General features: G+C 67.2%; 18 protein-coding genes and 1 pseudogene. 5 read left to right on the top strand and 14 right to left on the bottom strand.

Features of this window, described 5'->3' with window-relative positions:
* Positions 1 to 27: 27 nt before the first annotated feature.
* Entirely contained in the window at positions 28 to 951 is a 924-nt protein-coding gene (locus QF040_RS24440; protein ID WP_429613186.1) for a 3-keto-5-aminohexanoate cleavage protein, read from the bottom strand.
* A 125-nt stretch (positions 952 to 1,076) separates the two neighbouring features.
* On the opposite strand from QF040_RS24440, the gene QF040_RS24435 reads away from it, so the two are divergent.
* Positions 1,077 to 1,790, top strand: a complete 714-nt coding sequence (locus tag QF040_RS24435; protein ID WP_429613185.1) for a Crp/Fnr family transcriptional regulator — start codon at positions 1,077 to 1,079, stop codon at positions 1,788 to 1,790.
* A 21-nt stretch (positions 1,791 to 1,811) separates the two neighbouring features.
* On the opposite strand, the gene QF040_RS24430 is transcribed toward QF040_RS24435, so the two are convergent.
* A complete protein-coding gene (locus tag QF040_RS24430; RefSeq protein ID WP_013538562.1) occupies positions 1,812 to 2,036 on the bottom strand; it encodes a tautomerase family protein in 225 nt (74 codons plus the stop codon).
* A 43-nt stretch (positions 2,037 to 2,079) separates the two neighbouring features.
* A complete protein-coding gene (locus tag QF040_RS24425; protein ID WP_429613184.1) occupies positions 2,080 to 2,823 on the bottom strand; it encodes an SDR family NAD(P)-dependent oxidoreductase in 744 nt (247 codons plus the stop codon).
* A 105-nt stretch (positions 2,824 to 2,928) separates the two neighbouring features.
* Here QF040_RS24425 and QF040_RS24420 point away from each other — a divergent pair, with 105 nt between their 5' ends.
* Complete coding sequence (locus QF040_RS24420; RefSeq protein WP_429613183.1) at positions 2,929 to 3,840, top strand: LysR substrate-binding domain-containing protein; 912 nt, start codon at positions 2,929 to 2,931, stop codon at positions 3,838 to 3,840.
* 4 nt (positions 3,841 to 3,844) lie between these two features.
* Here QF040_RS24420 and QF040_RS24415 read toward each other — a convergent pair whose 3' ends face one another.
* From QF040_RS24415 to QF040_RS24365, 11 genes and pseudogenes are all read right to left on the bottom strand, one after another.
* Positions 3,845 to 5,755 (bottom strand): tannase/feruloyl esterase family alpha/beta hydrolase, encoded by a 1,911-nt coding sequence (locus QF040_RS24415; RefSeq protein WP_429613182.1) that lies wholly within the window; start codon positions 5,753 to 5,755, stop codon positions 3,845 to 3,847.
* Between the two features lie 106 nt (positions 5,756 to 5,861).
* Complete coding sequence (locus QF040_RS24410) at positions 5,862 to 6,740, bottom strand: helix-turn-helix domain-containing protein (RefSeq protein WP_429613181.1); 879 nt, start codon at positions 6,738 to 6,740, stop codon at positions 5,862 to 5,864.
* A gap of 17 nt (positions 6,741 to 6,757) precedes the next feature.
* Positions 6,758 to 7,459 (bottom strand): ABC transporter ATP-binding protein, encoded by a 702-nt coding sequence (locus tag QF040_RS24405; protein WP_429613180.1) that lies wholly within the window; start codon positions 7,457 to 7,459, stop codon positions 6,758 to 6,760.
* Between the two features lies 1 nt (position 7,460).
* The gene (locus QF040_RS24400) at positions 7,461 to 8,213 is read right to left on the bottom strand and encodes an ABC transporter ATP-binding protein (RefSeq protein WP_429613179.1); all 753 of its coding nucleotides are present in this window, start codon (positions 8,211 to 8,213) and stop codon (positions 7,461 to 7,463) included.
* Positions 8,214 to 8,355: 142 nt separating this feature from the next.
* On the bottom strand, positions 8,356 to 9,309 hold the full coding sequence (locus tag QF040_RS24395; protein WP_429613178.1) for a branched-chain amino acid ABC transporter permease: 954 nt from the start codon (positions 9,307 to 9,309) through the stop codon (positions 8,356 to 8,358).
* Positions 9,306 to 10,178, bottom strand: a complete 873-nt coding sequence (locus QF040_RS24390) for a branched-chain amino acid ABC transporter permease (RefSeq protein ID WP_042580696.1) — start codon at positions 10,176 to 10,178, stop codon at positions 9,306 to 9,308. The genes QF040_RS24395 and QF040_RS24390 overlap by 4 nt, the downstream gene beginning before the upstream one ends.
* A gap of 104 nt (positions 10,179 to 10,282) precedes the next feature.
* Entirely contained in the window at positions 10,283 to 11,458 is a 1,176-nt protein-coding gene (locus tag QF040_RS24385) for an ABC transporter substrate-binding protein (RefSeq protein ID WP_429613177.1), read from the bottom strand.
* Complete coding sequence (locus tag QF040_RS24380) at positions 11,455 to 12,261, bottom strand: alpha/beta fold hydrolase (RefSeq protein ID WP_429613176.1); 807 nt, start codon at positions 12,259 to 12,261, stop codon at positions 11,455 to 11,457. Before QF040_RS24380 ends, QF040_RS24385 begins: the two co-directional genes overlap by 4 nt.
* 133 nt (positions 12,262 to 12,394) lie before the next feature.
* Positions 12,395 to 13,942, bottom strand: coding sequence for a benzoate-CoA ligase family protein (locus QF040_RS24375; protein ID WP_429613175.1), 1,548 nt, complete (start codon positions 13,940 to 13,942; stop codon positions 12,395 to 12,397).
* 42 nt (positions 13,943 to 13,984) lie between these two features.
* Positions 13,985 to 15,536: pseudogene (locus QF040_RS24370) on the bottom strand (3,4-dehydroadipyl-CoA semialdehyde dehydrogenase).
* On the bottom strand, positions 15,533 to 16,027 hold the full coding sequence (locus tag QF040_RS24365) for a DUF4863 family protein (RefSeq protein ID WP_429613174.1): 495 nt from the start codon (positions 16,025 to 16,027) through the stop codon (positions 15,533 to 15,535). The pseudogene QF040_RS24370 and the gene QF040_RS24365 overlap by 4 nt, the downstream one beginning before the upstream one ends.
* Positions 16,028 to 16,191: 164 nt before the next feature.
* On the opposite strand from QF040_RS24365, the gene QF040_RS24360 reads away from it, so the two are divergent.
* The 3 genes from QF040_RS24360 to boxB all read left to right on the top strand — a co-directional run bounded on the left by QF040_RS24360 (position 16,192) and on the right by boxB (position 20,405).
* On the top strand, positions 16,192 to 17,130 hold the full coding sequence (locus QF040_RS24360) for a helix-turn-helix transcriptional regulator (RefSeq protein ID WP_306882876.1): 939 nt from the start codon (positions 16,192 to 16,194) through the stop codon (positions 17,128 to 17,130).
* A 139-nt stretch (positions 17,131 to 17,269) separates the two neighbouring features.
* Positions 17,270 to 18,946: a 2,3-epoxybenzoyl-CoA dihydrolase gene (boxC, locus tag QF040_RS24355; protein ID WP_429613173.1), complete on the top strand. Its 1,677-nt coding sequence runs from the start codon at positions 17,270 to 17,272 to the stop codon at positions 18,944 to 18,946.
* Between the two features lie 31 nt (positions 18,947 to 18,977).
* On the top strand, positions 18,978 to 20,405 hold the full coding sequence (gene boxB, locus QF040_RS24350; RefSeq protein ID WP_307604168.1) for a benzoyl-CoA 2,3-epoxidase subunit BoxB: 1,428 nt from the start codon (positions 18,978 to 18,980) through the stop codon (positions 20,403 to 20,405).
* Positions 20,406 to 20,435: the final 30 nt, after the last annotated feature.

The raw sequence follows: 20,435 nt of genomic DNA, 5'->3' as shown, positions 1-20,435 counted from the left end.
TTGTCTCCTGTCGTTGTAGTTGTTCGATCAGCCCAATGCGAACTCGGGCCATGGCGTGCCGGCGCGCGGCAGCCCCATCATCTGCCGCGCCTCGGCCGGCGTGGCCACTTCCATGTCGAGCTCGCGGATCACCCGCACGATGCGCTCGGTGAGCTGCACGTTGGTGGCCAGTTCGCCGTGGCGGAAGTAAAGGTTGTCTTCGAGCCCGACGCGCGCATGCCCGCCCAGCAGCAGCGCCGCCACATTGGCTTCGAGTTGCGAAGGGCCGATGCCGCTCACGCAGAAGATGCTGCCCTTGGGGAGCGTGTCGACCATCATCTGCAGGAAGCGCGGCGAATACGGCATCGCGTTCTGGAAATTGCGGTGCACGTTCATCACGAGGTTGATGAAGTACGGCTCCTCGTCATGACCCTCGCCGATCAGCGTGGTCGTGTCCTGCAGGATGTGCGTGGGGCTGAACACCTCCCACTCGGGCTTGATGCCGCGCGCCTTCATGCCGGCGGCCAGTTCGCGGCCCTTGGTGATGGGCGTGTCCATCAGGATCTGCTTGCCCTCGAAGCTCAGGTTGAGCGTGGTCGCATCCAGCGTGCACATCTCGGCGCCGGCGTCCATGCCCTTGATGCGCTCTTCCCACGCGATCTCCCAGCGGTCGCCCGCGAGCGGCTTGACCATGTCGCCGTGCACGCCGCCGCCGGTGGAGTTGTTGATGACGATGTCGCAGCCGCCCGCGCGGATGCGGCTGTTGATGTCGCGGTACACCTCGGCGTTGCAGGTGGCACCGTCGTCGGGCCGCCGCGCATGGATCGCCACCACGCTCGCGCCGGCGTTCCAGCAGCGCAGCACGTCGGCGGCAATCTCGGCGGGTTGCGTAGGCAGGTGCGGGTTCTGCGACTTGTGCGCCATGCCGCCGGTGGGAGCGATGGTCACGATCACTTTGCGCTTGGACGACATGGCGTTTTCCTGGTGTCTTGCATGAGGGGCGCGCTATTATTTTTGGGAGCGCATGCACACTCAGTCATCGCGACGACATTTGGGCTCAGGGTTTACGCACCCGTGCCTCCAGGAGCTTTCATTCCATGCCCACGAAGAAGGCGGAGCCGCCCATCACGGCGGCATCGCTGACCATTCCGCAACTGCTGCAAGGCTCTGCCTGGTTTCCGCTGCTCGATGCGGCCGCGCGCGAGCGCGTGCTCGACGAGATGCGCGAGGTCGAGGTGGCCGCCGGCGCCGCGCTGTGCCGGCGCGGCGACACGCCGCTGCACTGGTACGGCACGCTCGAAGGGCTGCTCAAGTGGTCGATCACATCCAGCGACGGGCGCTCGGTGACCTTCGGCGGTCTGTCGGTCGGCAGCTGGTTCGGCGAGGGCACGCTGCTGCGTGCGGTGCCGCGCTCGGCCGACATCATTGCGCTGCGCCCGAGCCGCGTGGCCCAGTTGCCGCTGGAGACCTTCGAATGGCTGCACCGCACGCAGCGCGGCTTCGATCATTTCTTGTTGCAGCAGATCAACGAGCGGCTGCACTGGTTCATGGGCAACTACGCGGCGCACCGGCTGCTCGACGCCGACAGCCAGGTGGCGCGCGCGCTCGCCGGGTTGTTCCACCCATGGCTGCATCCGGGGAGCGAGCCGCACCTGCAGACATCGCAGGAGGAGATCGCGAATCTCTCGGGGGTGTCGCGGCAGCGGTGCAATGCGGCGCTGAACCGGTTGAAGGAGGCGGGCTTCTTGCGGATCGAGTACGGAGGGATCACGGTGATCGACCTGGACGGGCTGCGGCGGTTCATCGAGTAGGCCGTCCGCGCCCGTCCGCCTTCATTGCGCTTTCTTGGCGGCCTCCGCCAGCCGCTTGCGGTACTCCGTGGTCGTCACGCCCCCGAACCCCCAGTCATCGGTATCGATCTCCTCGATCACGATGTGCGTCCACTCCGGCGGCTTCTTCAGCACGCGTTCGAGGACTTCGGTGAACTCGGCGATGACCTGGGTCTTCTGCTCGCGCGTGACGCCGTCGCGGGTGATCTTCAGATTGACGAAAGGCATGGTGTGCTCCTTGGGTGAGTGGATGAGTGCGTGAGCGAGGCGATTACCAGGTGCCGGCGCTCGCGCCGCCGTCCACCGCCAGCACCACGCCCGAGGTGAAGCCGGCGCCGGTGAGGTACAGCACCGCATCGGCGATCTCGCGCACGGTCGCGATGCGGCCCGCGGGCGCCAGGCCGCTCAAGAAGCCGTGGTTCTCGGCGGGGTGCATCGGCGTGTCGACGATGCCGGGAGCTACCGCATTCACCTGGATGTTGTGCGGCGAGAGCTCGAGCGCGAGGGCGCGCGTCGCCGCATTGATGCCGCCCTTGACCAGCACCGGCACCAGCGCCGGCACCTTGAGGTTCGGCTGCAGCGCGATGCCCGCGGTGATGTTCACGATGTGACCCTTGCGGCGCGGAATCATGTGCTTCGCGGCGGCCTGCGAGGCGTAGACGAAACCCTTGAGGTTGGTGGCGACCAGCTGGTCAAGCTCTTCCTCGGTGTAGTCGACGAAGGGCTTGGCGTTGAAGATGCCGGCGTTGTTGATGAGCACGTCGACGTGGCCGAAGCGCGCCACAGCACGGTCGATGAGCTGCTCGGCCGTTGCGCGCAGGGCGATGTCGCCCGCGACGCCGAGAAAGCGGTCCGGGTTGCCCAGCTGCTTTGCGGCGGCCGCGAGGCGCTCGTCGGTGCGGGCGTTGGCGACCACGTTGAAGCCACGTTCGAGGTACGCCGCCGCGAGGCCCAGCCCGATGCCGCTCGAGGCGCCGGTGATGACGACGGTGGGGGATGAATTGCTGTCTTGCATGTCGGTTCTCCAAAAGTTGATGACGTGGGGAGAACTGTATTGATGACGCAGCCGTAGATAAATCACTAGACTCGCACTTCACTTGATACGCAAGGTAATCAATCCATGCAACGGCAGTTCGGCGACATCCTCCTTGGCAGCATCGAGCTCTTCTGTCTCGCGGCGGAGACGGGCGGTTTCACCTCGGCGGCGCTTGCCGCGGGCGTGACGCCGGCGGCGGTGAGCCGCTCGATCTCACGACTGGAGAAACGACTCGGTCTTCGCCTGTTCGTGCGCACCACGCGCAGCGTGCGGCTCACCGACGCGGGCCGCTCCTACTTCGCGCAGTGCCGCCAGGCGCTCGCGCAACTCGCCGAGGCCGAGCGCGAAGTGATGGGCCAGCAGGCGCAGCCCTCGGGCACGCTGCGCATCAGCGTGCCGACCACCTACGGCCACCACCGCATCCTGCCGACGCTGCCCGCGTTCCGCGAACGCTATCCCGACATCCGGCTGCATGTGCACCTGAGCAACCGCAACATCGATTTCGTGGAAGAGGGCTACGACATGGCCGTGCGCGTGCGCGCCCAGCCCGACTCCACGCTGATCGCGCGGCACCTGGAGGACGCGGCGCTCGTGGTGGTCGCGACGCGCAAGTACCTGAAGGCGGCTGGCACGCCCCGCACGCCGGACGACCTCGCCGCGCACGAGTGCATCCAGTTCGAGCTGCCCAGCAGCGGCCGGCGCATCTCATGGCTCTTCAAGGAAGACGGCAAGGACCGCGAGGTGCTCGCGGACAGCGCCTACAGCTGCTCCGACGACGTGCTCGGCGGCGTCACGCTCGCCAAGAGCGGCGCCGGGTTGTTCCAGACCTACCGCTTCGTGGTGGAGAAGGAGCTTGCCGACGGCTCGCTCGTCGAGGTGCTGAAACCGTTCGCGGGCCGCTCGCGCCCGTACACGCTGCTGTACCCGGACGGGCGCCATGTGCCGCTGCGCATGCGGGTGTTCATCGATTTCCTGATGGCGCAGCGGCTCGTCTGAAAGCTCAGCGGCAGGCGAAGCTGGCCGCCGACTTCACATCGCCGCCGAGGTACGCGATCTTCTTCGGGTAGGTGCACAGCGGCCGCGCCAGTGACTTGTCGGCGTTCTGCAGCACGAGGTTGTCGGGCGCCACGCCTTTCTCGACCCAGTCGGTGAGCGCGGCGAACAACTGGTTCGGCGGGGGGAGCGGCGGGTTGGCCGCGGGGCTCACGCCAGCCAGGCCGTTCACCGAGCCCACGCCGGCGCAGTGCCCCATCGCGGGAATCTCGAGGTAGCGGTAGAACTTCTGCGTCGCGTCGATGCCGCCCATCGCCTTGGCCGCGCGCTCGTAGTAGTTGGCCGTGCCCGAGTTCGGGATCAGCTGGTCGGCCAGGCCGTGGTACGTCAGCAGCTTGGCGCCGCGGTCGCGAAACCTGGCCAGGTCGGGGTTGTCGGCGTTGATGTTCGCGAAGGCGGTTTGCAGCGCCTTGCCGCGATCGCTGGCGTTGGCCAACTGGGCATACGACAGGCCCTTCCAGAGGTTCGCGCCGTTGCCCGTCGCATTGATGAAATCCGGCGTCGCGATCGTCGGGTCCTGCAGGTTCAGCGCGACCTGGTGTGCGGCGATGGGAAACGGGTTGGGCACGCCGCCGGTGGAGTCCGCCAGCGAGAACCCTGGCATGCCGGGGCTGTTGAGCGCGGTGCCGCGCGTGAGGCCGTACCAGAGCTGGCCCGACGCCAGCGTGGCGCCGTAGCCGATGTCGCCCGCGGGCGCCGGTGCGCTGCCGTCGCGCGTCTGGCCGTACCAGATCTTGTTGACCGCCTGCGCCTGCACAGTGCTCAGGCAGGCTGCAGTCGCGTTGGTGCCGCCGCTGCCGGTGCACAGCACGGCCTTGTCCTGCGCGGGGTCGTACTTGCAGGCGGCCGGATCGCTGATGAAGCCTTCGTGTTGGCCGGTGAGCGTGCTGTCGCAGGCGCTCACGGCGGCCGAAGACACCAGCGTCATCTGGTCCGGCGTGAGCGGCGTGCCGCCCAGGTCGCGCTGCATCACGACCTGCGGATACAGCTCGGCGGTGATGAAGGTGGTCCAGTTGATCGCGCTGTTGCCGGCGAGGATGCCGTCGAAATCGTCGGGGTTCACCTGTGCCTGCATGTGGCCCTGGCGGCCGCCGGTGGAGCAGCCGTCCCAGTAGGCGTACTGCGCGCTGCGCTGGTAGAAGCCGGCCGCCAGCGCCTTGGCCTTGGCGGCCATCTCATGGATGCCGCGGCTTGCGAAGTCGGTCCACAGCGTGGTGTTGACGGTGCCGTCGGGGTTCATTGCGAACGAGCCGTCCACCGAAGCGATGGGCAACTTCGAGGCATGGCCCGCATCGGTCACGGCGCTCACCGAGCCTTCGCCCGCGGCAATGGCGGCCGCGGCCGCGCCGCCGATCTGCGCCTTGGCGCTGATGCCCGCATCGCCCACGAAGCCGCCACCGCCGAGCACGCGCACGCGGTTGTTCCACTTGGACATCGTCGGCAGCCACACCTCGATGCCGATGCCGGGCGAGGTCGACGGCGCATCCGCCGGCCCCGCATAGCCCGGTCCGACGTTGAGCTTGACCATGCACACGTCGCTGGCCGCCACGGTGCCCGAGGCCTTGCCGTCGAGGTTCAGGTCGTCGCCTTGCTTGAACTGCTTCACCACGGTGACGGTGGTGTTCGCGTCGGGCTTGAATGCGGTCTTCAGGCTGTCGTCGCAGGCGAGCGCCACGGGCGCGGCCGGACCCGATGGTGGCGGCGATGCGGGGATGAAGGGCAGCACCGTCCCCGAGGAGTCGCTGCCCCCGCACGCCGTGAGTGCTGCTGCGGCGCACATGCCCATGCAGAGCGCAGCCACCGCCGTGAACCGGGTGCGCGAAGGGTTGGGTGCTGTGCGATGAATCGTGCGGGGCATCTTCTTGTCTCCTGTTGTATGGACACCTGAATTTGCCTTTGCCTCGCTGTGCGGTCTATCGACAAGCGATCATGGTTTGCAGGATCCCTTCACCCTGCACGGGGACTTACCCGAGCCGTGCACGCGCGGGCGTGGTGCCCACCAGTTGCTTGAACACCTGCGTGAAATGCGCCTGGCTCGAGAAGCCGACGGCATGCGCGATCTCGGCGAGCGACAACCGCCCCTCCAGCAGCGACAGCGCATGGCGCACGCGCTGCTCCATCACGTAGCGGTACGGCGTCGCACCCGTGCTGGCCCTGAAGAGGCGCGTGAAATGGACGGCGCTCATGTGCAGCTCGGCCGCGAGTTCGTCGATGCCGAAGTCTTCGCCCAGGTGCTGCATCACCCAGTCGTACACCTTGCGCAGGTCCGCCTGCGAGAGGCGCCCGGGCGGCCGCTTCGCATTGCCCGCGCCGCCGTAGCGGTGCTGCAGGTAGCTCACCAATGCCATCGACAGGCCCTGCGCATGCAGGCGGCCTGAAGTGCAGCCGCGCTCCACTTCGTCGCGCATCGCGATGGCGAGCGACGTCAGGGTGGCGTCGGTGGTCGAGAGATGCGTCTGCAGGTGAAGCTCGCCATGGCCCTCGGGCATCAGGTCGCGCAGCGTCTCGGGGCGAATTTCCAGCGCGATCATTTCCTCGACGTGGCCGGACCACGTCACGCGGTCGACTTCGTAGCCCTGCTCGAAGATGCACAGCCCGCCGGACCGTATCTCGGTGTGACGGGTGCGGTGCCCCGTGGTCATCGCGGACTTCACGTGTCCGCGCACGCAGAACGCGAGCAGCGGGTGCGGGTTGTAGCAGGCCGGGTTCTCGCCGTCGCCCTGTATCGCGCGCACCTCCAGCGCAAAGCCCTGCCACGGCGTGGTGGCGGCGTTGATCAGCGTCTTGCCCTCGAAGCGAACCGGCTTGCCCGAGGGATCGAGGAGGCTGATCTCGCGTGTCACCGCCATGCTCCTTTTTGCTACACGCCCAGCAGCTCCTCGAGCGCATGCGGCTCCGCCAGCAGGTCGGCCGACGCCCCGTGCCGCACGATCTGCCCCTTCTCCATCACCACCGCGAGGTCGGTGTGCGCGAGCACCTTGCGGTAGTCGCGGTCCACGATCAGCGTGGCGATGCCGGTGCCGCGGATCTCGCCGATCACGCGCCAGATCTCGGCCACGATCAGCGGCGCGAGGCCTTCGGTGGCTTCGTCCAGGATCAAGAGGCGCGGGTTGGTCATGAGGGCGCGGCCGATCGAGAGCATCTGCTGCTCGCCGCCCGAGAGTTGCTGGCCGCCGTGCGAGAGCCGCTCGGCCAGCCGCGGGAAGGTGGCCATCACGCGGTCGAAGGTCCAGGCGCGGCGGCCGTCGATGCCCGCGCGCTCGCTCATCACGAGGTTCTCGCGCACCGAGAGGTTCGGGAAGATGCCTCGGCCCTCGGGCACGTAGCCGATGCCAAGGCGCGCCATCTTCTCAGGCGGCCAGCCGGTGACGGTGCGGCCGTCCACCTGCACTTCGCCCGAGGCGGGCCGCACGTAGCCCATCATGCTGCGGATGAGCGTGGTCTTGCCCATGCCGTTGCGGCCAAGCAGGCCCACCGACGTGGCCGTCGGGATGCCGGCGTGCACGCCGCGCAGGATGTGGCTGTTGCCGTAGTAGGTGTTGAGGTCGCGGACGATCAGCATGTCAGTGGTCCTCTCCGAGATACGCCGTGCGCACTTCGGGGTTCTCGCGGATCGATGTCGGGTCGCCGGTCGCGATGACGGTGCCGTTCACCATCACCGTGATGCGGTCGGCGATGCGGAAGACCGCGTCCATGTCGTGCTCCACCAGCAGGATCGCGTGCGTGGCCTTCAGCCGCGCGAGCAGCGTGAGCATGCGGTCGGTTTCCTCGGCGCCCATGCCGGCGAGCGGCTCGTCGAGCAGCAGCACGCGTGGATTTGTCGCGAGGCACATGGCGACTTCAAGCTGGCGCTGCGCGCCGTGGCTCAGCGTGCCCGCAATGCGCAAGGATTCGTTCGAAAGGCCTGCGGCTTCGAGCGCCGAGTCGGCGGCCGCATTGCTCGCCGTACAGCGTTGCGAGGCCTGCCAGATCGCCCACGGCCGCGCAGTCGCGGCTTGTGCGGCGAGCCGGCAGTTCTCGTGCACGCTGAACTCGGGAAAGATCGTCGTGCGCTGGTAGCTGCGGCCCACGCCGTCGCGCGCGCGCCTCGATTGCGCACGCTGCGTGATGTCGATGCCGTCCAGCGCGATGCGGCCCTCGGAGGCCTCGATCTCGCCCGAGAGCATGTTGATGAGCGTCGACTTGCCCGCGCCGTTGGTGCCGATCACCGCATGCACTTCGCCGACATGCAGGTCGAGCGTGACGGCGTTCACCGCGGTGAGGCCGCCGAAGCGGCGTGTGAGGCCGGCGACGGAAAGCAGTGTAGTGGTGTTCATGGCATTGCTCCTTCCCCCTTTGGGGGAAGGTTGGGATGGGGGCAAGCGGCGCTGGCGGAGGCCGTGCTTTTGCAAAGGCCGCGTGCCCCCACCCCGGCCCTCCCCCAGGAGGGGAGGGAGAAAGACGGAAGGTGCGAGCAGGTCATGCGGCCTCCTTCGGCGAGATGCGCTTCACGAGCCCGATCAGCCCCTTGGGCAACCACGCGACGAACACGATGATCGCGATGCCCAGCGTGAGCTGCCAGTGGTCCGCCAGAGGCCCCATCACGGCATGCGTCGAGAAGATTTCCTTCAAGAGCGTGAACGCGATCGCGCCGATCACCGCGCCGCGCAGGTGGCCGAGGCCGCCGAGGATCACCATCAGCAGCACCTCGCCCGAGTTGTGCCAGGCCATCAACTCGGGATTGACCACGCCGTCACGCGAAGCCAGCAGGAAACCCGCGAGACCCGCCAGCGCGCCCGCCAGCACGAAGGCCGCGAGCTTGTAGCCGTACACAGGGAACCCCGCCGCGCGCATGCGCTGTTCGTTCACGCGAATGCCCGCGAGCGCCGCGCCGAAGCGCGAGCGGCGAATCAGCGCAAGCAGCCCGTAGGTGAACACCAACGATGCAAGCACCACGTAGAACAGTACCGTGCGGTTCTCCAGGTCGAGCGCGCCGATGGCGGGCCGCACGTACATGTAGATGCCGTCGCTGCCGCCGCCGACCTTGGTGTCGTGGAACACGAAGAAGGCCATCTGCGCGAAAGCCAGCGTCACCATGATGAAGTACACGCCGCGCGTGCGCAGGCTCAAGGCGCCGACGAACAGCGCATAGAGCGCAGCCGCGCCCATGGCCATCGGCAGCAGCAGTGCGAAGTTGCCGCCTTCGCTGCCCGATGCGAGCACCGTCACGTAGGCGCCGATGCCGTAGAACGCCGCATGGCCCAGGCTCACGAGGCCGGTCATGCCGACCAGCAGTTCGAGGCTCAGCGCGAAGATCGAGAGGATCATCACCTTCACGACGAAGTCCGAGGCGTAGTTGCCCATCAACGGGCCGGCGATGCCGATGAGCACCGCGCAGGCCACGGGCACGAGGAATGCACCCTTCTTCGTCATGGCCGCCTCCCCATCAGCCCTTCGGGCTTCCAGATCAGCACGATGGCCATCAGCAGGTAGATGCCGATGCCGCTGAGGTCCGCGAAGAACACCTTGCCGAAGGTGTCGACAAAACCCACCAGCAGCGAAGCGAGCAGCGCGCCGGTGATCGAGCCGATGCCGCCGATCACCACCAGCACGAAGCAGATGATGAGCACGCTCGCGCCCATGTTCGGATACACCGAGGACATCGGCGCGGCGATCATCCCGGCCAGCGCCGCGAGCGCCACGCCGGCCGCGAACACGATGCGGTAGAGCCGCTTCACGTCGATGCCGAGGCCCCGCACCATGTCGCGGTTGCTCGCGCCGGCGCGGATCATCATGCCCAGGCGCGTGCGGTTCACCACCCAGTACAAGCCCACTGCGAGCACGATGCATGCGGCCGATGCGAAGAGCCGGTACCAGGGGTAGCTCATGACGTTGCCGAGCGCGAAGCTGCCGTCGAGCCATGCGGGCACCTTCACGCCGTGCACGTCGTTGCCCACGAGGATGGAGCGCAGCTCCTCGAACACCAGGATGAGCCCGTAGGTCATCAGCACCTGCTGCAGGTGGTCACGCTGGTAGAGATAACTGAAGAACGCCCATTCGAGCAGGTAGCCGAAGATCGCCGCGAGCACCACGCCCGCCACCAGCATCAGCAAGAACTGGTCGCCGAACAGCGGCGCGAGCGAGAACGCCAGGTACGCGCCGATCATGTAGAAGCTGCCGTGCGCGAGGTTGATCACGCCCATGATCCCGAAGATCAGCGTGAGGCCCGACGCCACGAGGAAGAGCAGCAGTCCGTACTGAACGGAGTTCAGGCACTGGACGAGGAAGGTTCCGAAATCCACCGTGTGAGATCCCAGTTGAATGTGGTTGCCGCAAGGCGGCTCGCAGCCGTGAACTCGGTCAGGGGCTGCGAGGGAACGAAATAACCGAAGGCCCTCAGGCCTGCTTACATCCGGCAGCCGCGGGCCGGATCTGCGAGGCCCTTGATCGCGGTGCTGACCAGCTTGTTCTCCTTGCCATCCACCTTGCGCAGATAGATGTCCTGCACCGGGTTGTGCGACTTGCTCATCGTGAACGTGCCGCGCGGGCTGTCGATCCTGGCCTTCTCGATGGCGGCGGTGAACTCGGCCTTCTTGCCGATGTCGCCCTTGGCGGCGGCAAGGCCCACGCCCAGCATCTGCGCCGCGTCGTAGCCCTGCACCGCATACACGTCGGGCTGCAGCTTGAACGACTTGGCATACGCCACGCGGAACGCGTTGTCGCGCGCGGTGTTGAGGCCGTCCGCATAGTGCAGCGTGGTCAGCATGCCCTGCGCCGAGTCGCCCTGCGCATCGAGCGTGCCGTCGGTCAGGAAGCCCGGGCCGTAGAGCGGAATGGTCTTGTTGAGGCCCGCGGCCTGGTAGTCCTTGACGAACTTCACCGCGCCGCCGCCCGCGAAGAAGGCATACACCGCATCGGGCTTGGCCGCCGCGATCTCGGTCAGCAGCGCCTGGAACTCGACGTTGGGAAAGGGCAGCGTGAGCTGCTTGTCCACCTTGCCGCCGTTCTTCTCGAAGCCTTCCTTGAAGCCGTTGACCGACTCGTCGCCGGCCGCGTACTTCCAGGTGATGGTCATCGCCTTTTTCTTGCCCTGCTGCTTGGCAGCGACCTCGCCCATCGCATAGGCGGGCTGCCAGTTGCTGAACGAGCTGCGGAAGATGTTGGGTGCGCACATCGGGCCGGTCACCGCGTCGGCGCCGGCGTTGGGCACGATCAGCACGGTGCCGCTTTCCTTCGCAGCCTTGGCCATCGCCATCGCGACGCCGGAGTGCACGGTGCCCACGATCACGTCGACGTTGTCGCGCTTGATGAGCTTGTTGACGTTGTCGGTCGCCTTGGCGGGATCGGATTCGTCGTCCACCTTGAAGTACTCGATCTCGCGGCCCGAGAGCTTGCCGCCCTGTTCGTCCACATAGAGCTTGAAGCCGTTCTCGATGGCCACGCCCAGCGCGGTGTAGGTGCCGCTGTACGGCAGCATCAGGCCGACCTTGAGCTTGCCGGTGCCCTGGGCGCCGGCCGCCGATGCGAGGGCGGCAAAGGCGATGGCGGTGAGCGCGAGGCGCGCCGTGCGGATGGTCGTCATGGTGTCTGTCTCCTGTTTTTGGTGATGAAAGAAGCGGTAGCGACGGTGACACGTTCCGGCTGATCGCGATGTGGGGAATGCCCGCATTCAGGGATTTCCACCAGTTCGCAACCGCCGCCGACGCGCGCGGCAATCCCGCGGATCTGCGCGAGCGTTCCGTACTCGTCGTCGAGGCCCTGGATGGCGAGCACGGGGCAGCGGATGGCGTCGAGTTCGGCCTCGATGTTCCAGTCGCGAAAGGGCGGATGCAGCCAGATGCGGTTCCAGCCCCAGAAGGCGGAATCGGCACTGTCGTGGTAGCGGGCGAGCTTCTTCGGCAGGTCGGTCGAGAGGTAGGCCGTGCGGGCCAGCTCGATGTTCGCGACCGTCACGTCTTCCACGAAGATGTGCGGGGCCAGTACGACAAGGCCCGACACGCGCTCGGGGAAGCGCGAGGCATACAGCAGCGAGATCGAGCCGCCGTCGCTGTGGCCGAAGAGCCAGGGCTTTTCGTGGTCGAGCTTCAAGGCGGTGAAGAGGGCGGGCAGCACCTCGTGCGCCTGGCGGTGCATGAAGTCGACGTCCCAGATTTCGTTGTCTTCGCGCGGCGTGGAGCGGCCATAGCCGGGGCGCGAGAACACGAGCCCGCGGGCGTTGGCGGCCTCGCAGACCTGTGCGGGAAAGTCCTTCCACATCGCGACGGAGCCGAGGCCTTCGTGCAGGAAGACGATGAGCGGCGCGTCGGTGCGCTCGGGGGCGATCCATGCGCACTCGACCTGCACGGCGCGGCCGCGCCAGGCGATGGTGGCGAAGGTGGTGCTCATCGCGTTGCTCCTTCCCCCTTTGGGGGAAGGTTGGGATGGGGGCAAGCGGCGCTTGCAGTGGCAGTGCTTTTGCCAAGGCCGCTTGCCCCCACCCCAGCCCTCCCCCAGAGCGGGAGGGAGAAAAACGGGAACCTCATGCCTGCTTCTCCCGCTCGCGCAACCTGAAGCGCTGGATCTTCCCAGTCGCCGTCTTCGGCAGCTCGCTCACGAATTCGAGAAAGCGCGGGTACTTGTACGGTGCGAGGCGCTCCTTCACGAAGGCCTTGAGTTCGTCTTCGGTCGCGGCACTGCCGTCCTTCAGCACGACGAAGGCCTTGGTCTTGGTGAGGCCCTCTGCGTCTTCCTTGCCGATCACCGCGGCTTCGAGCACAGACGGATGCTGCATCAGCGTGGCCTCGACCTCGAACGGCGAGACGTAGATGCCGCTCACCTTCAGCATGTCGTCGCTGCGGCCCGCGTAGGTGAAGTAGCCGTCGGCATCGCGCGTGTACTTGTCGCCGCTCTTGGTCCAGCCGCCCTGGAAGGTGTCGCGCGACTTCTCGCGGTTGTTCCAGTACATGAGCGCCGAGCTCGGGCCGCGGATGTAGAGATCGCCGACTTCGCCATCTGGAACGGGGCGGCCGTCCTCGCCGCGCAGTTCGACCTCGTAGCCTTCGACCGGCTTGCCGGTCGTGCCGTAGCGCACATCGCCGGGGCGGTTGGAGATGAAGATGTGCAGCATCTCGGTCGAGCCGATGCCGTCGATGATCTCGCAGCCGTAGTGCGCCTTGAAGCGCTGCGCGATCTCGCCGGGCAGGGCCTCGCCGGCAGACGAGCACATGCGCAGCGCGACAGTGTCGCGTGCGGGCAGCTTGGGTGAAGCCAGCATGCCGGCGAAGCCCGTGGGTGCGCCGAAGAACACGGTGGGCTTGTGCTCGGTCCAGCGGCGGAAGATGGCGTCGGGCGTGGGGCGCTCGGCCATCAGAACGACCGTCGCGCCGACCGAGAGCGGAAAGGTCAGCGCATTGCCCAGGCCGTAGGCGAAGTACATCTTGGCGGCCGAGAAGCACACGTCGTCTTCGGTCAGCGCGAGCACCGGCTTGCCGTAGAGCTCGGCCGTCCACCAGAGGTTGGCGTGCGTATGGACCGTGCCCTTGGGCTTGCCGGTGGAGCCGGAGGAATAGAGCCAGAAGCCGGGGTCGTCGGAGGCAGTGTTCACCGGCGCGGCCAGCGGTTCGGCATTGGCGAGCGCGTCGTTGAAGGTCTGTGCATTGGCAGGCAACGAGCCGGTAGGCTGCGAGACGATCAGCGCCTGCAACTCGTGCGCGCCGCGCCTCATCGCATCCTGCAGCACGGGCAACAGCGCGCCCGACACCAGCGCGGCCTGCGCGCGGCTGTGGTCGAGCATGTAGGCGTAGTCCTCGGGCGTGAGCAGCGTGTTGACGGCGACGGGAACGATGCCGGCATACAGGCAGCCGAGAAAGCTCACGGGCCAGTCGTTGGTGTCGAGCATCAAGAGCAGCACGCGCTCTTCGCGGCGCACGCCGGCTGCCTTGAGCGCGGCGGCCAGGCGGCGCGCGCGGTCTTCGAGCTGGCCGTAGCTCAGCGTGCCGCGGTCGTCGATGTACGCGGTGCGTTCGGCGCGGCTGCGGTTGAGGGCGAACAGGTGTTCGGCGAAATTGAATCGTGCGGGCAGGCTCATCGTGTTGTCTCCTTGGGGCCTCTTCTCTTCTCTCTGATTCTTCTAGAGGCCGAGGGCCGCGAGCACGCCGGGGCTCGCCTGCACCGCGCTCTTGCGGTGATAGAAATCGAGCGCGCGCAAGCCGCCCAGTTCGGCACCGCCGCCCGCGCGGCCGGGGGCCGCCGTGCATCGACATCGGCATCACGTTGCCGTGGCCGGTGTGGGCTTGCGCGACCTCGGGGGTGATCACATGCACGCGGCCGTGGCTCGGTGCGACGGCGAGTGCGGCCTGTGCGAGCGCGGTGTCGTCGCTGCCATAGAGCGAAGTCACGAGAGATCCTTGTCCGCGATGTGCCAATGCGATGCCGTGTGCGAGATCGCGGTACGGCAGCAGCGTGGCGACCGGCCCGAACACTTCCACGTCGTGCACGCGCTGCGCCGCATCGGCATCACGCGCGCCGAGCAGCACCGGGCCGATGCAGGCGGCGATGGCGGGGTCGGCATCGATCAGCGGCTTGCTGCGGCTGTCGTGCAGCACCGTGGTCTGCGCGGCGAGCGCATCGAGTCCATCGCGCACCGCATTCAGTTGCGCACGGCTCACCAGCGAACCCATGCGCACGCTCTCGTTGCGCGGATTGCCGACGGTGACGCCCGCGAGCTTCGCGCCAATGGCTTCGGCGGCGGCGTCGTACACCTCGGCGGGCACGAGGATGCGGCGGATGGCGGTGCACTTCTGGCCCGATTTCACCGTCATCTCGCGCACCACTTCGCGCACGAGCAGGTTGAAGGCCTCGCTGCCGGGCGCGGTGCCGGGCAGCAGCAGGGCGCTGTTGAGGCTGTCGGCCTCGATGTTCGCGCGCACCGAGCGCGCCGCGACGGCGGGGTGCGAGCGGATCACCGCCGCGGTTTCGGCCGACCCGGTGAACGAGACCACGTCGAAAGGCTGCAGCTGGTCCATCAACCCGGCCGAGCTGCCGCAGATGACCGAGAGCGCGCCCGCGGGCAGCACGCCCGCGTCGACCACGTCGCGCACCATGCGCTGCGTGAGCCAGGCGGTGGCCGTCGCGGGCTTCACGATCACGGGCACGCCCGAGAGCAATGCCGGCGCGGCCTTTTCCCACAGGCCCCATGACGGGAAGTTGAAGGCGTTGATGAAGAGCGCCACGCCGTGCGTCGGCACCTGGAGGTGCTGCGACTGGAACACCGGCTCCTTGCCGAGCTTGACCGCGTCGCCATCGCGCAGCGCACGCACGTCGCCGAGCGCATCGCCCCACTTGGCGTACTGGCCGAGCGTGAAGATGGCGCCGTCGATGTCGACGGCCGAGTCGTTCTTCACCGTGCCGGAGTTCGCGGTGGCGATCTCGTAATAGGCATCGCGGTTGGCCTGCAGCACCTTGACGATCGCGCCGAGCAGGCCGGCGCGCTGGCGGTAGGTGAGGGCGCGCAATGCGTTGCCGCCCTGTTCGCGCGCAAACAAGAAGGCTTCGGGCAGGTCGAGCCCCGTCGCATCGACACGCGCGAGTTCGGTGCCGAGCACCGGATCGAACAGCGGCGTGCCGGCGCCCGAGCCGCTTTGCCAGCGGCCGGCGACGTGGTTGGAAAGGAGTTCGGTCATTGCGTGAACTTGATCTGTCCTTCGGGCAGTAAATAGAGAACGAGCGCGCGGCCTTTCGCGACGGTCGGGCGGTGCGCGGTGCCGGGCCCGTAGACGCACCAGCCCGCGGGCCGCCCGTCGAAGGTGGCAGCGGCGCTGTCGTCGAGCGGCATGATCAGATCGATCTCGCCGTTGGGATGCGTGTGGTGCGGGCCGGCGATGTCCTGCATGTCGACCACGTCGACCGAGAAGCGGTGCAGCGCGTCTTCGGCCTTGAAGACGCGGCCATATTTGATGCCGCCGCCTTCGCGCTCGCAAAGCCAGCCTTCGGCGACGCCGCCGATGCAGGCCTGGCGCAGTTGTTCGAAGCTGGCGCTGCCCGCGCCGTGGGTGGCGTTGAGCCATTGGTCGAGTTGGGCGTCGAGCGGCCGGCCGGCGATTTCGGCGGTCAGGCCGGCGATCAACTGGTGAAATGCTTCCTTGCCGGTGGCTGGGTGGCTGCTGTCGGACATCGTGGGGCCTCGAACTTGTGGAACTGCCTTGCAGGAATACCGCGTGTGCAGTATCTTGCTTGTGGCCGAACAATAAGCACCGAGACAATGAGTGTCAAGCAATATAGTGCATCTATGGTGTTTACCCTGAGCGCGCACAATCCCGGCCACGAACGAGGACTCGCATGAATGAGCATGTAGACGCGGTGCTGACTACCGCGCCAGAGGGCGGCAACTCCAGCGCCGCACCGGCCGGGGAGGCCAAGAATCCGCTGCTGGCCGCGTTGGGCGACCGGGTGCGCAACCTGCGCGCGCAGCGCGGCCTCACGCGCAAGGCGGTGGCCGTTGCGGCCGACGTGTCGGAGCGGCACCTGGCCAACCTGGAATACGGCATCGGCAACGCATCGATCCTGGTGCTGCAGCAGGTGGCCGGCGCGCTGCATTGCTCGCTGGCCGAACTGGTCGGCGACGTCACGACCAGCTCGCCCGAGTGGCTGCTGATCCGCGAGCTGCTCGAGAACCGCAGCGAAGCGGACCTGCGCCGCGTGCGCGTGGCACTCGGCGAACTGCTGGGCACCGCCTCGGTCGATCCGGCGCGGCACCGCCGCATCGCGCTCGTGGGCCTGCGCGGCGCGGGCAAGTCCACGCTCGGGCAGATGCTGGCCGACGACCTCGACGTGCCCTTCGTGGAACTGAGCCGCGAAATCGAGAAGCTTGCGGGCTGCAGCGTGCGCGAGATCCACGACCTCTACGGCACCAACGCCTACCGCCGCTACGAGCGCCGTGCGCTCGAAGAGGCCGTGCAGATCTATAGCGAAGTGGTGATCGCGACGCCCGGCGGCATCGTTTCCGACCCCGCCACCTTCAACGAGCTGCTCGCGCACTGCACCACCGTGTGGCTGCAGGCCGCGCCCGAGGAGCACATGGGTCGCGTGGCCGCGCAGGGCGACACCCGCCCGATGGCCGCGAGCAAGGAAGCGATGGAAGACCTGCGCCGCATTCTCAATGGCCGCGCCGCCTTCTATTCGAAGGCCGACCTCTCGGTGGACACGAGTGGCAAGAGCCTCTCGCAAAGCTTCCACGCGCTGCGTGCGGTGACCCGCCAGTCGATGGGCCTGGTCTAAGGCCGGCTGAACTGAAAAAAAGCACAACAGGCATTGACTTGCCTGTTTGCATGCAGCATGATGCATGTCATCGGCGCAAGAAAGTGCATTATCTTTCCTGTTCCCGGTTTCCGAACACAGCCCCACAGGAGACTTCCGCATGACCGACACCACCACGCTGCAGGCGCCCCCGCGCGTCGACTACCGCACCGAACCCGGCCAGTACCGTCATTGGTCCCTGAGCTTCGACGGCGCCATCGCCCGCCTGGTGCTCGACATCGCGGAAGACGGCGGCATCCGCCCCGGCTACAAGCTGAAGCTCAATAGCTACGACCTGGGCGTGGACATCGAGCTGAACGACGCGCTCAACCGCGTGCGCTTCGAGCACCCCGAAGTGCGCAGCGTGATCGTCACCAGCGGCAAGGACCGCATCTTCTGTTCGGGCGCCAACATCTTCATGCTGGGCGTCTCTGGCCACGCCTGGAAGGTGAACTTCTGCAAGTTCACCAACGAAACCCGCAACGGCATCGAAGACTCCTCGAAGCACTCGGGCCTGAAGTTCCTCGCGGCCGTGAACGGCGCCTGCGCCGGCGGCGGCTACGAGCTGGCGCTGGCCTGCGACGAGATCCTGCTGGTGGACGATCGCTCCTCCGCCGTCTCGCTGCCCGAAGTGCCGCTGCTCGGCGTGCTGCCCGGCACCGGCGGCCTCACCCGCGTGACCGACAAGCGCCATGTGCGCCATGACCTCGCCGACATCTTCTGCACCAGCGTCGAAGGCGTGCGCGGCCAGCGTGCCGTCGAATGGCGTCTGGTCGATGCCGTGGCCAAGCCCGCGCAGTTCGCCGCCGCCGTGCAGGACCGCGCCTCGCAGCTCGCCGCCGGCAGCGACCGCCCCGCAGGCGGCAAGGGCGTGGCGCTCACGCGCCTGGAGCGAACCGACAGCGCCGACGGCATCGCGTATTCGACCGTCAACGTGCAGATCGATCGCAGCAAGCGCACCGCGACGATCACCGTGAAGGCACCCACCGGCGCGCAGCCGGGCGACATCGCCGCCATCGAAGCCGCGGGTGCCGCGTGGTGGCCGCTCGCGATGTGCCGCGAACTCGACGACGCGATCCTCAACCTGCGCACCAACGAGCTTGACGTGGGCACCTGGCTGCTCAAGACCGAAGGCGATGCGGCCGCCGTGCTCGCATCGGACGCCGTGATGTTCGCCAACAAGGACCACTGGCTGGTGCGTGAAACCATCGGCGCGCTGCGCCGCACGCTCGCGCGCCTCGATGTGTCGTCGCGCAGCCTGTTCGCGCTTGTCGAAGCCGGTTCGTGCTTCGCCGGCACGCTGGCCGAACTGGCCTTCGCGGCCGACCGCACCTACATGCTCGCGCTGCCCGACGATGCCGAGCGCGCGCCGAAGCTCGTGCTCAACGAATTCAACTTCGGCTTCTTCCCGATGGTGAACGACCAGAGCCGCCTGCAGCGCCGCTTCTATGAAGAGGCTGCACCGCTCGACGCAGCACGCGCAGCAGCCGGCAAGCCGCTGGACGCCGACGAGGCTCTCAAGCTCGGCCTGGTCACCGCCGCGCCCGACGACATCGACTGGGACGACGAAATCCGCATCGCCATCGAAGAACGCGCCGCCATGTCGCCCGATGCGCTCACCGGCCTGGAAGCGAACCTGCGCTTTGCAAGCAAGGAGAACATGGCCACCCGCATCTTCGGCCGGCTCACCGCCTGGCAGAACTGGATCTTCAACCGCCCCAACGCCGTCGGCGAAAAGGGTGCGCTCAAGGTCTACGGCACCGGCGAAAAGGCCGGCTTCGACATGAACCGCGTTTGATACCGCAGTCCGTACAACCCAAGGAACAACGATGAGCACGATCAACTACAGCGAGAAGATCCCCAACAACGTCAACCTCGGCGAAGACCGCACGCTGCAGCGCGCGCTCGAAGGCTGGCAGCCGAACTTCATCAACTGGTGGGACGACGTCGGCCCCGAAGGCTCGACCAACCACGACGTGTACCTGCGCACCGCGGTGAGCGTCGATCCCCAGGGCTGGGCGCAGTTCGGCCACGTGAAGATGCGCGACTACCGCTGGGGCATCTTCCTGAACCCGGGCGATGCCAACCGCGAGATCCACTTCGGTGACCACAAGGGCGAGAAGGCCTGGCAGGACGTGCCGGGCGAGCACCGCGCGAACCTGCGCCGCATCATCGTGACGCAGGGCGACACCGAGCCCGCGTCGGTCGAGCAGCAGCGCCACCTGGGCCTCACCGCGCCGTCGATGTACGACCTGCGCAACCTCTTCCAGATCAACGTGGAAGAAGGCCGCCACCTGTGGGCCATGGTGTACCTGCTGCAGAAGCACTTCGGCCGCGACGGCCGCGAAGAAGCCGATGCGCTGCTGCAGCGCACCTCGGGCGACGAGAACAACCCGCGCATCCTGGGCGCCTTCAACGAACGCACGCCCGACTGGCTCGCGTTCTTCATGTTCACCTACTTCACCGACCGCGACGGCAAGTTCCAGCTGTCGGCGCTGGCCGAGAGCGCGTTCGATCCGCTCGCGCGCACCACGAAGTTCATGCTGACCGAAGAGGCGCACCACATGTTCGTGGGCGAGAGCGGCGTCTCGCGCGTCATCGCGCGCACCGCACAGGTGATGAACGAATTGAAGACCGACGACGCGCAGAAGATCCGCGCCGCGGGCTGCATCGACCTGGGCACGATCCAGCGCTACCTGAACTTCCATTACAGCGTGACCATCGACCTGTTCGGCGCCGACCAGTCGAGCAACGCCGCCATCTTCTACAGCTCGGGCCTGAAGGGCCGCTACGAAGAGGGCAAGCGCACCGACGACCACATCCTGAAGGGCCAGACCTACAAGGTGCTGGAGGTGAAGGACGGCCAGCTCGTCGAAAAGGACGTGCCGATGCTCAACGCGCTCAACGAAGTGCTGCGCGATGACTTCATCAAGGACTCGGTGGCCGGCGTGGGCCGCTGGAACAAGGTGCTCGAGAAGGCCGGCATTCCGACCCGCCTGGTTGTGCCGCACAAGGCCTTCAACCGCCAGATCGGCGCGCTCGCCGGCATCAAGATGTCGCCCGAGGGCCGCGTGGTGAACGAGGTCGAATGGGCCGCCAAGCGCGATGAGTGGCTGCCCAGTTCCGAAGACTTCGCTTTCGTGGCATCGTTGATGGGCCGCGTGGTGGAGCCGGGCAAGTTTGCCGGCTGGATCTCGCCGCCGGTGATGGGCATCAATCGCCAGCCCGTCGATTTCGAGTACGTGCGCTTCGGGTAATTGGTATTGCTCCTTCCCCCTCTGGGGGAA

It is taken from the genome of Variovorax sp. W2I14 (assembly GCF_050435205.1).
In the GTDB taxonomy this organism is placed as follows: domain Bacteria; phylum Pseudomonadota; class Gammaproteobacteria; order Burkholderiales; family Burkholderiaceae_C; genus Variovorax; species Variovorax paradoxus_C.
This window is presented reverse-complemented; position numbering and strand designations above follow the sequence as displayed.

What these genes read in the sequence shown, in the direction of transcription:
- boxB (WP_307604168.1), top strand. Translation starts at nt 18,978, where the DNA reads ATGAGCACGATCAACTACAGCGAGAAGATCCCCAACAACGTCAACCTC.
- QF040_RS24365 (WP_429613174.1), bottom strand. Translation starts at nt 16,027, where the DNA reads ATGTCCGACAGCAGCCACCCAGCCACCGGCAAGGAAGCATTTCACCAG.
- boxC (WP_429613173.1), top strand. Translation starts at nt 17,270, where the DNA reads ATGACCGACACCACCACGCTGCAGGCGCCCCCGCGCGTCGACTACCGC.
- QF040_RS24430 (WP_013538562.1), bottom strand. Translation starts at nt 2,036, where the DNA reads ATGCCTTTCGTCAATCTGAAGATCACCCGCGACGGCGTCACGCGCGAG.
- QF040_RS24405 (WP_429613180.1), bottom strand. Translation starts at nt 7,459, where the DNA reads ATGCTGATCGTCCGCGACCTCAACACCTACTACGGCAACAGCCACATC.
- QF040_RS24360 (WP_306882876.1), top strand. Translation starts at nt 16,192, where the DNA reads ATGAATGAGCATGTAGACGCGGTGCTGACTACCGCGCCAGAGGGCGGC.
- QF040_RS24380 (WP_429613176.1), bottom strand. Translation starts at nt 12,261, where the DNA reads ATGAGCACCACCTTCGCCACCATCGCCTGGCGCGGCCGCGCCGTGCAG.
- QF040_RS24425 (WP_429613184.1), bottom strand. Translation starts at nt 2,823, where the DNA reads ATGCAAGACAGCAATTCATCCCCCACCGTCGTCATCACCGGCGCCTCG.
- QF040_RS24400 (WP_429613179.1), bottom strand. Translation starts at nt 8,213, where the DNA reads ATGAACACCACTACACTGCTTTCCGTCGCCGGCCTCACACGCCGCTTC.
- QF040_RS24440 (WP_429613186.1), bottom strand. Translation starts at nt 951, where the DNA reads ATGTCGTCCAAGCGCAAAGTGATCGTGACCATCGCTCCCACCGGCGGC.
- QF040_RS24435 (WP_429613185.1), top strand. Translation starts at nt 1,077, where the DNA reads ATGCCCACGAAGAAGGCGGAGCCGCCCATCACGGCGGCATCGCTGACC.
- QF040_RS24385 (WP_429613177.1), bottom strand. Translation starts at nt 11,458, where the DNA reads ATGACGACCATCCGCACGGCGCGCCTCGCGCTCACCGCCATCGCCTTT.
- QF040_RS24420 (WP_429613183.1), top strand. Translation starts at nt 2,929, where the DNA reads ATGCAACGGCAGTTCGGCGACATCCTCCTTGGCAGCATCGAGCTCTTC.
- QF040_RS24395 (WP_429613178.1), bottom strand. Translation starts at nt 9,309, where the DNA reads ATGACGAAGAAGGGTGCATTCCTCGTGCCCGTGGCCTGCGCGGTGCTC.
- QF040_RS24375 (WP_429613175.1), bottom strand. Translation starts at nt 13,942, where the DNA reads ATGAGCCTGCCCGCACGATTCAATTTCGCCGAACACCTGTTCGCCCTC.
- QF040_RS24415 (WP_429613182.1), bottom strand. Translation starts at nt 5,755, where the DNA reads ATGCCCCGCACGATTCATCGCACAGCACCCAACCCTTCGCGCACCCGG.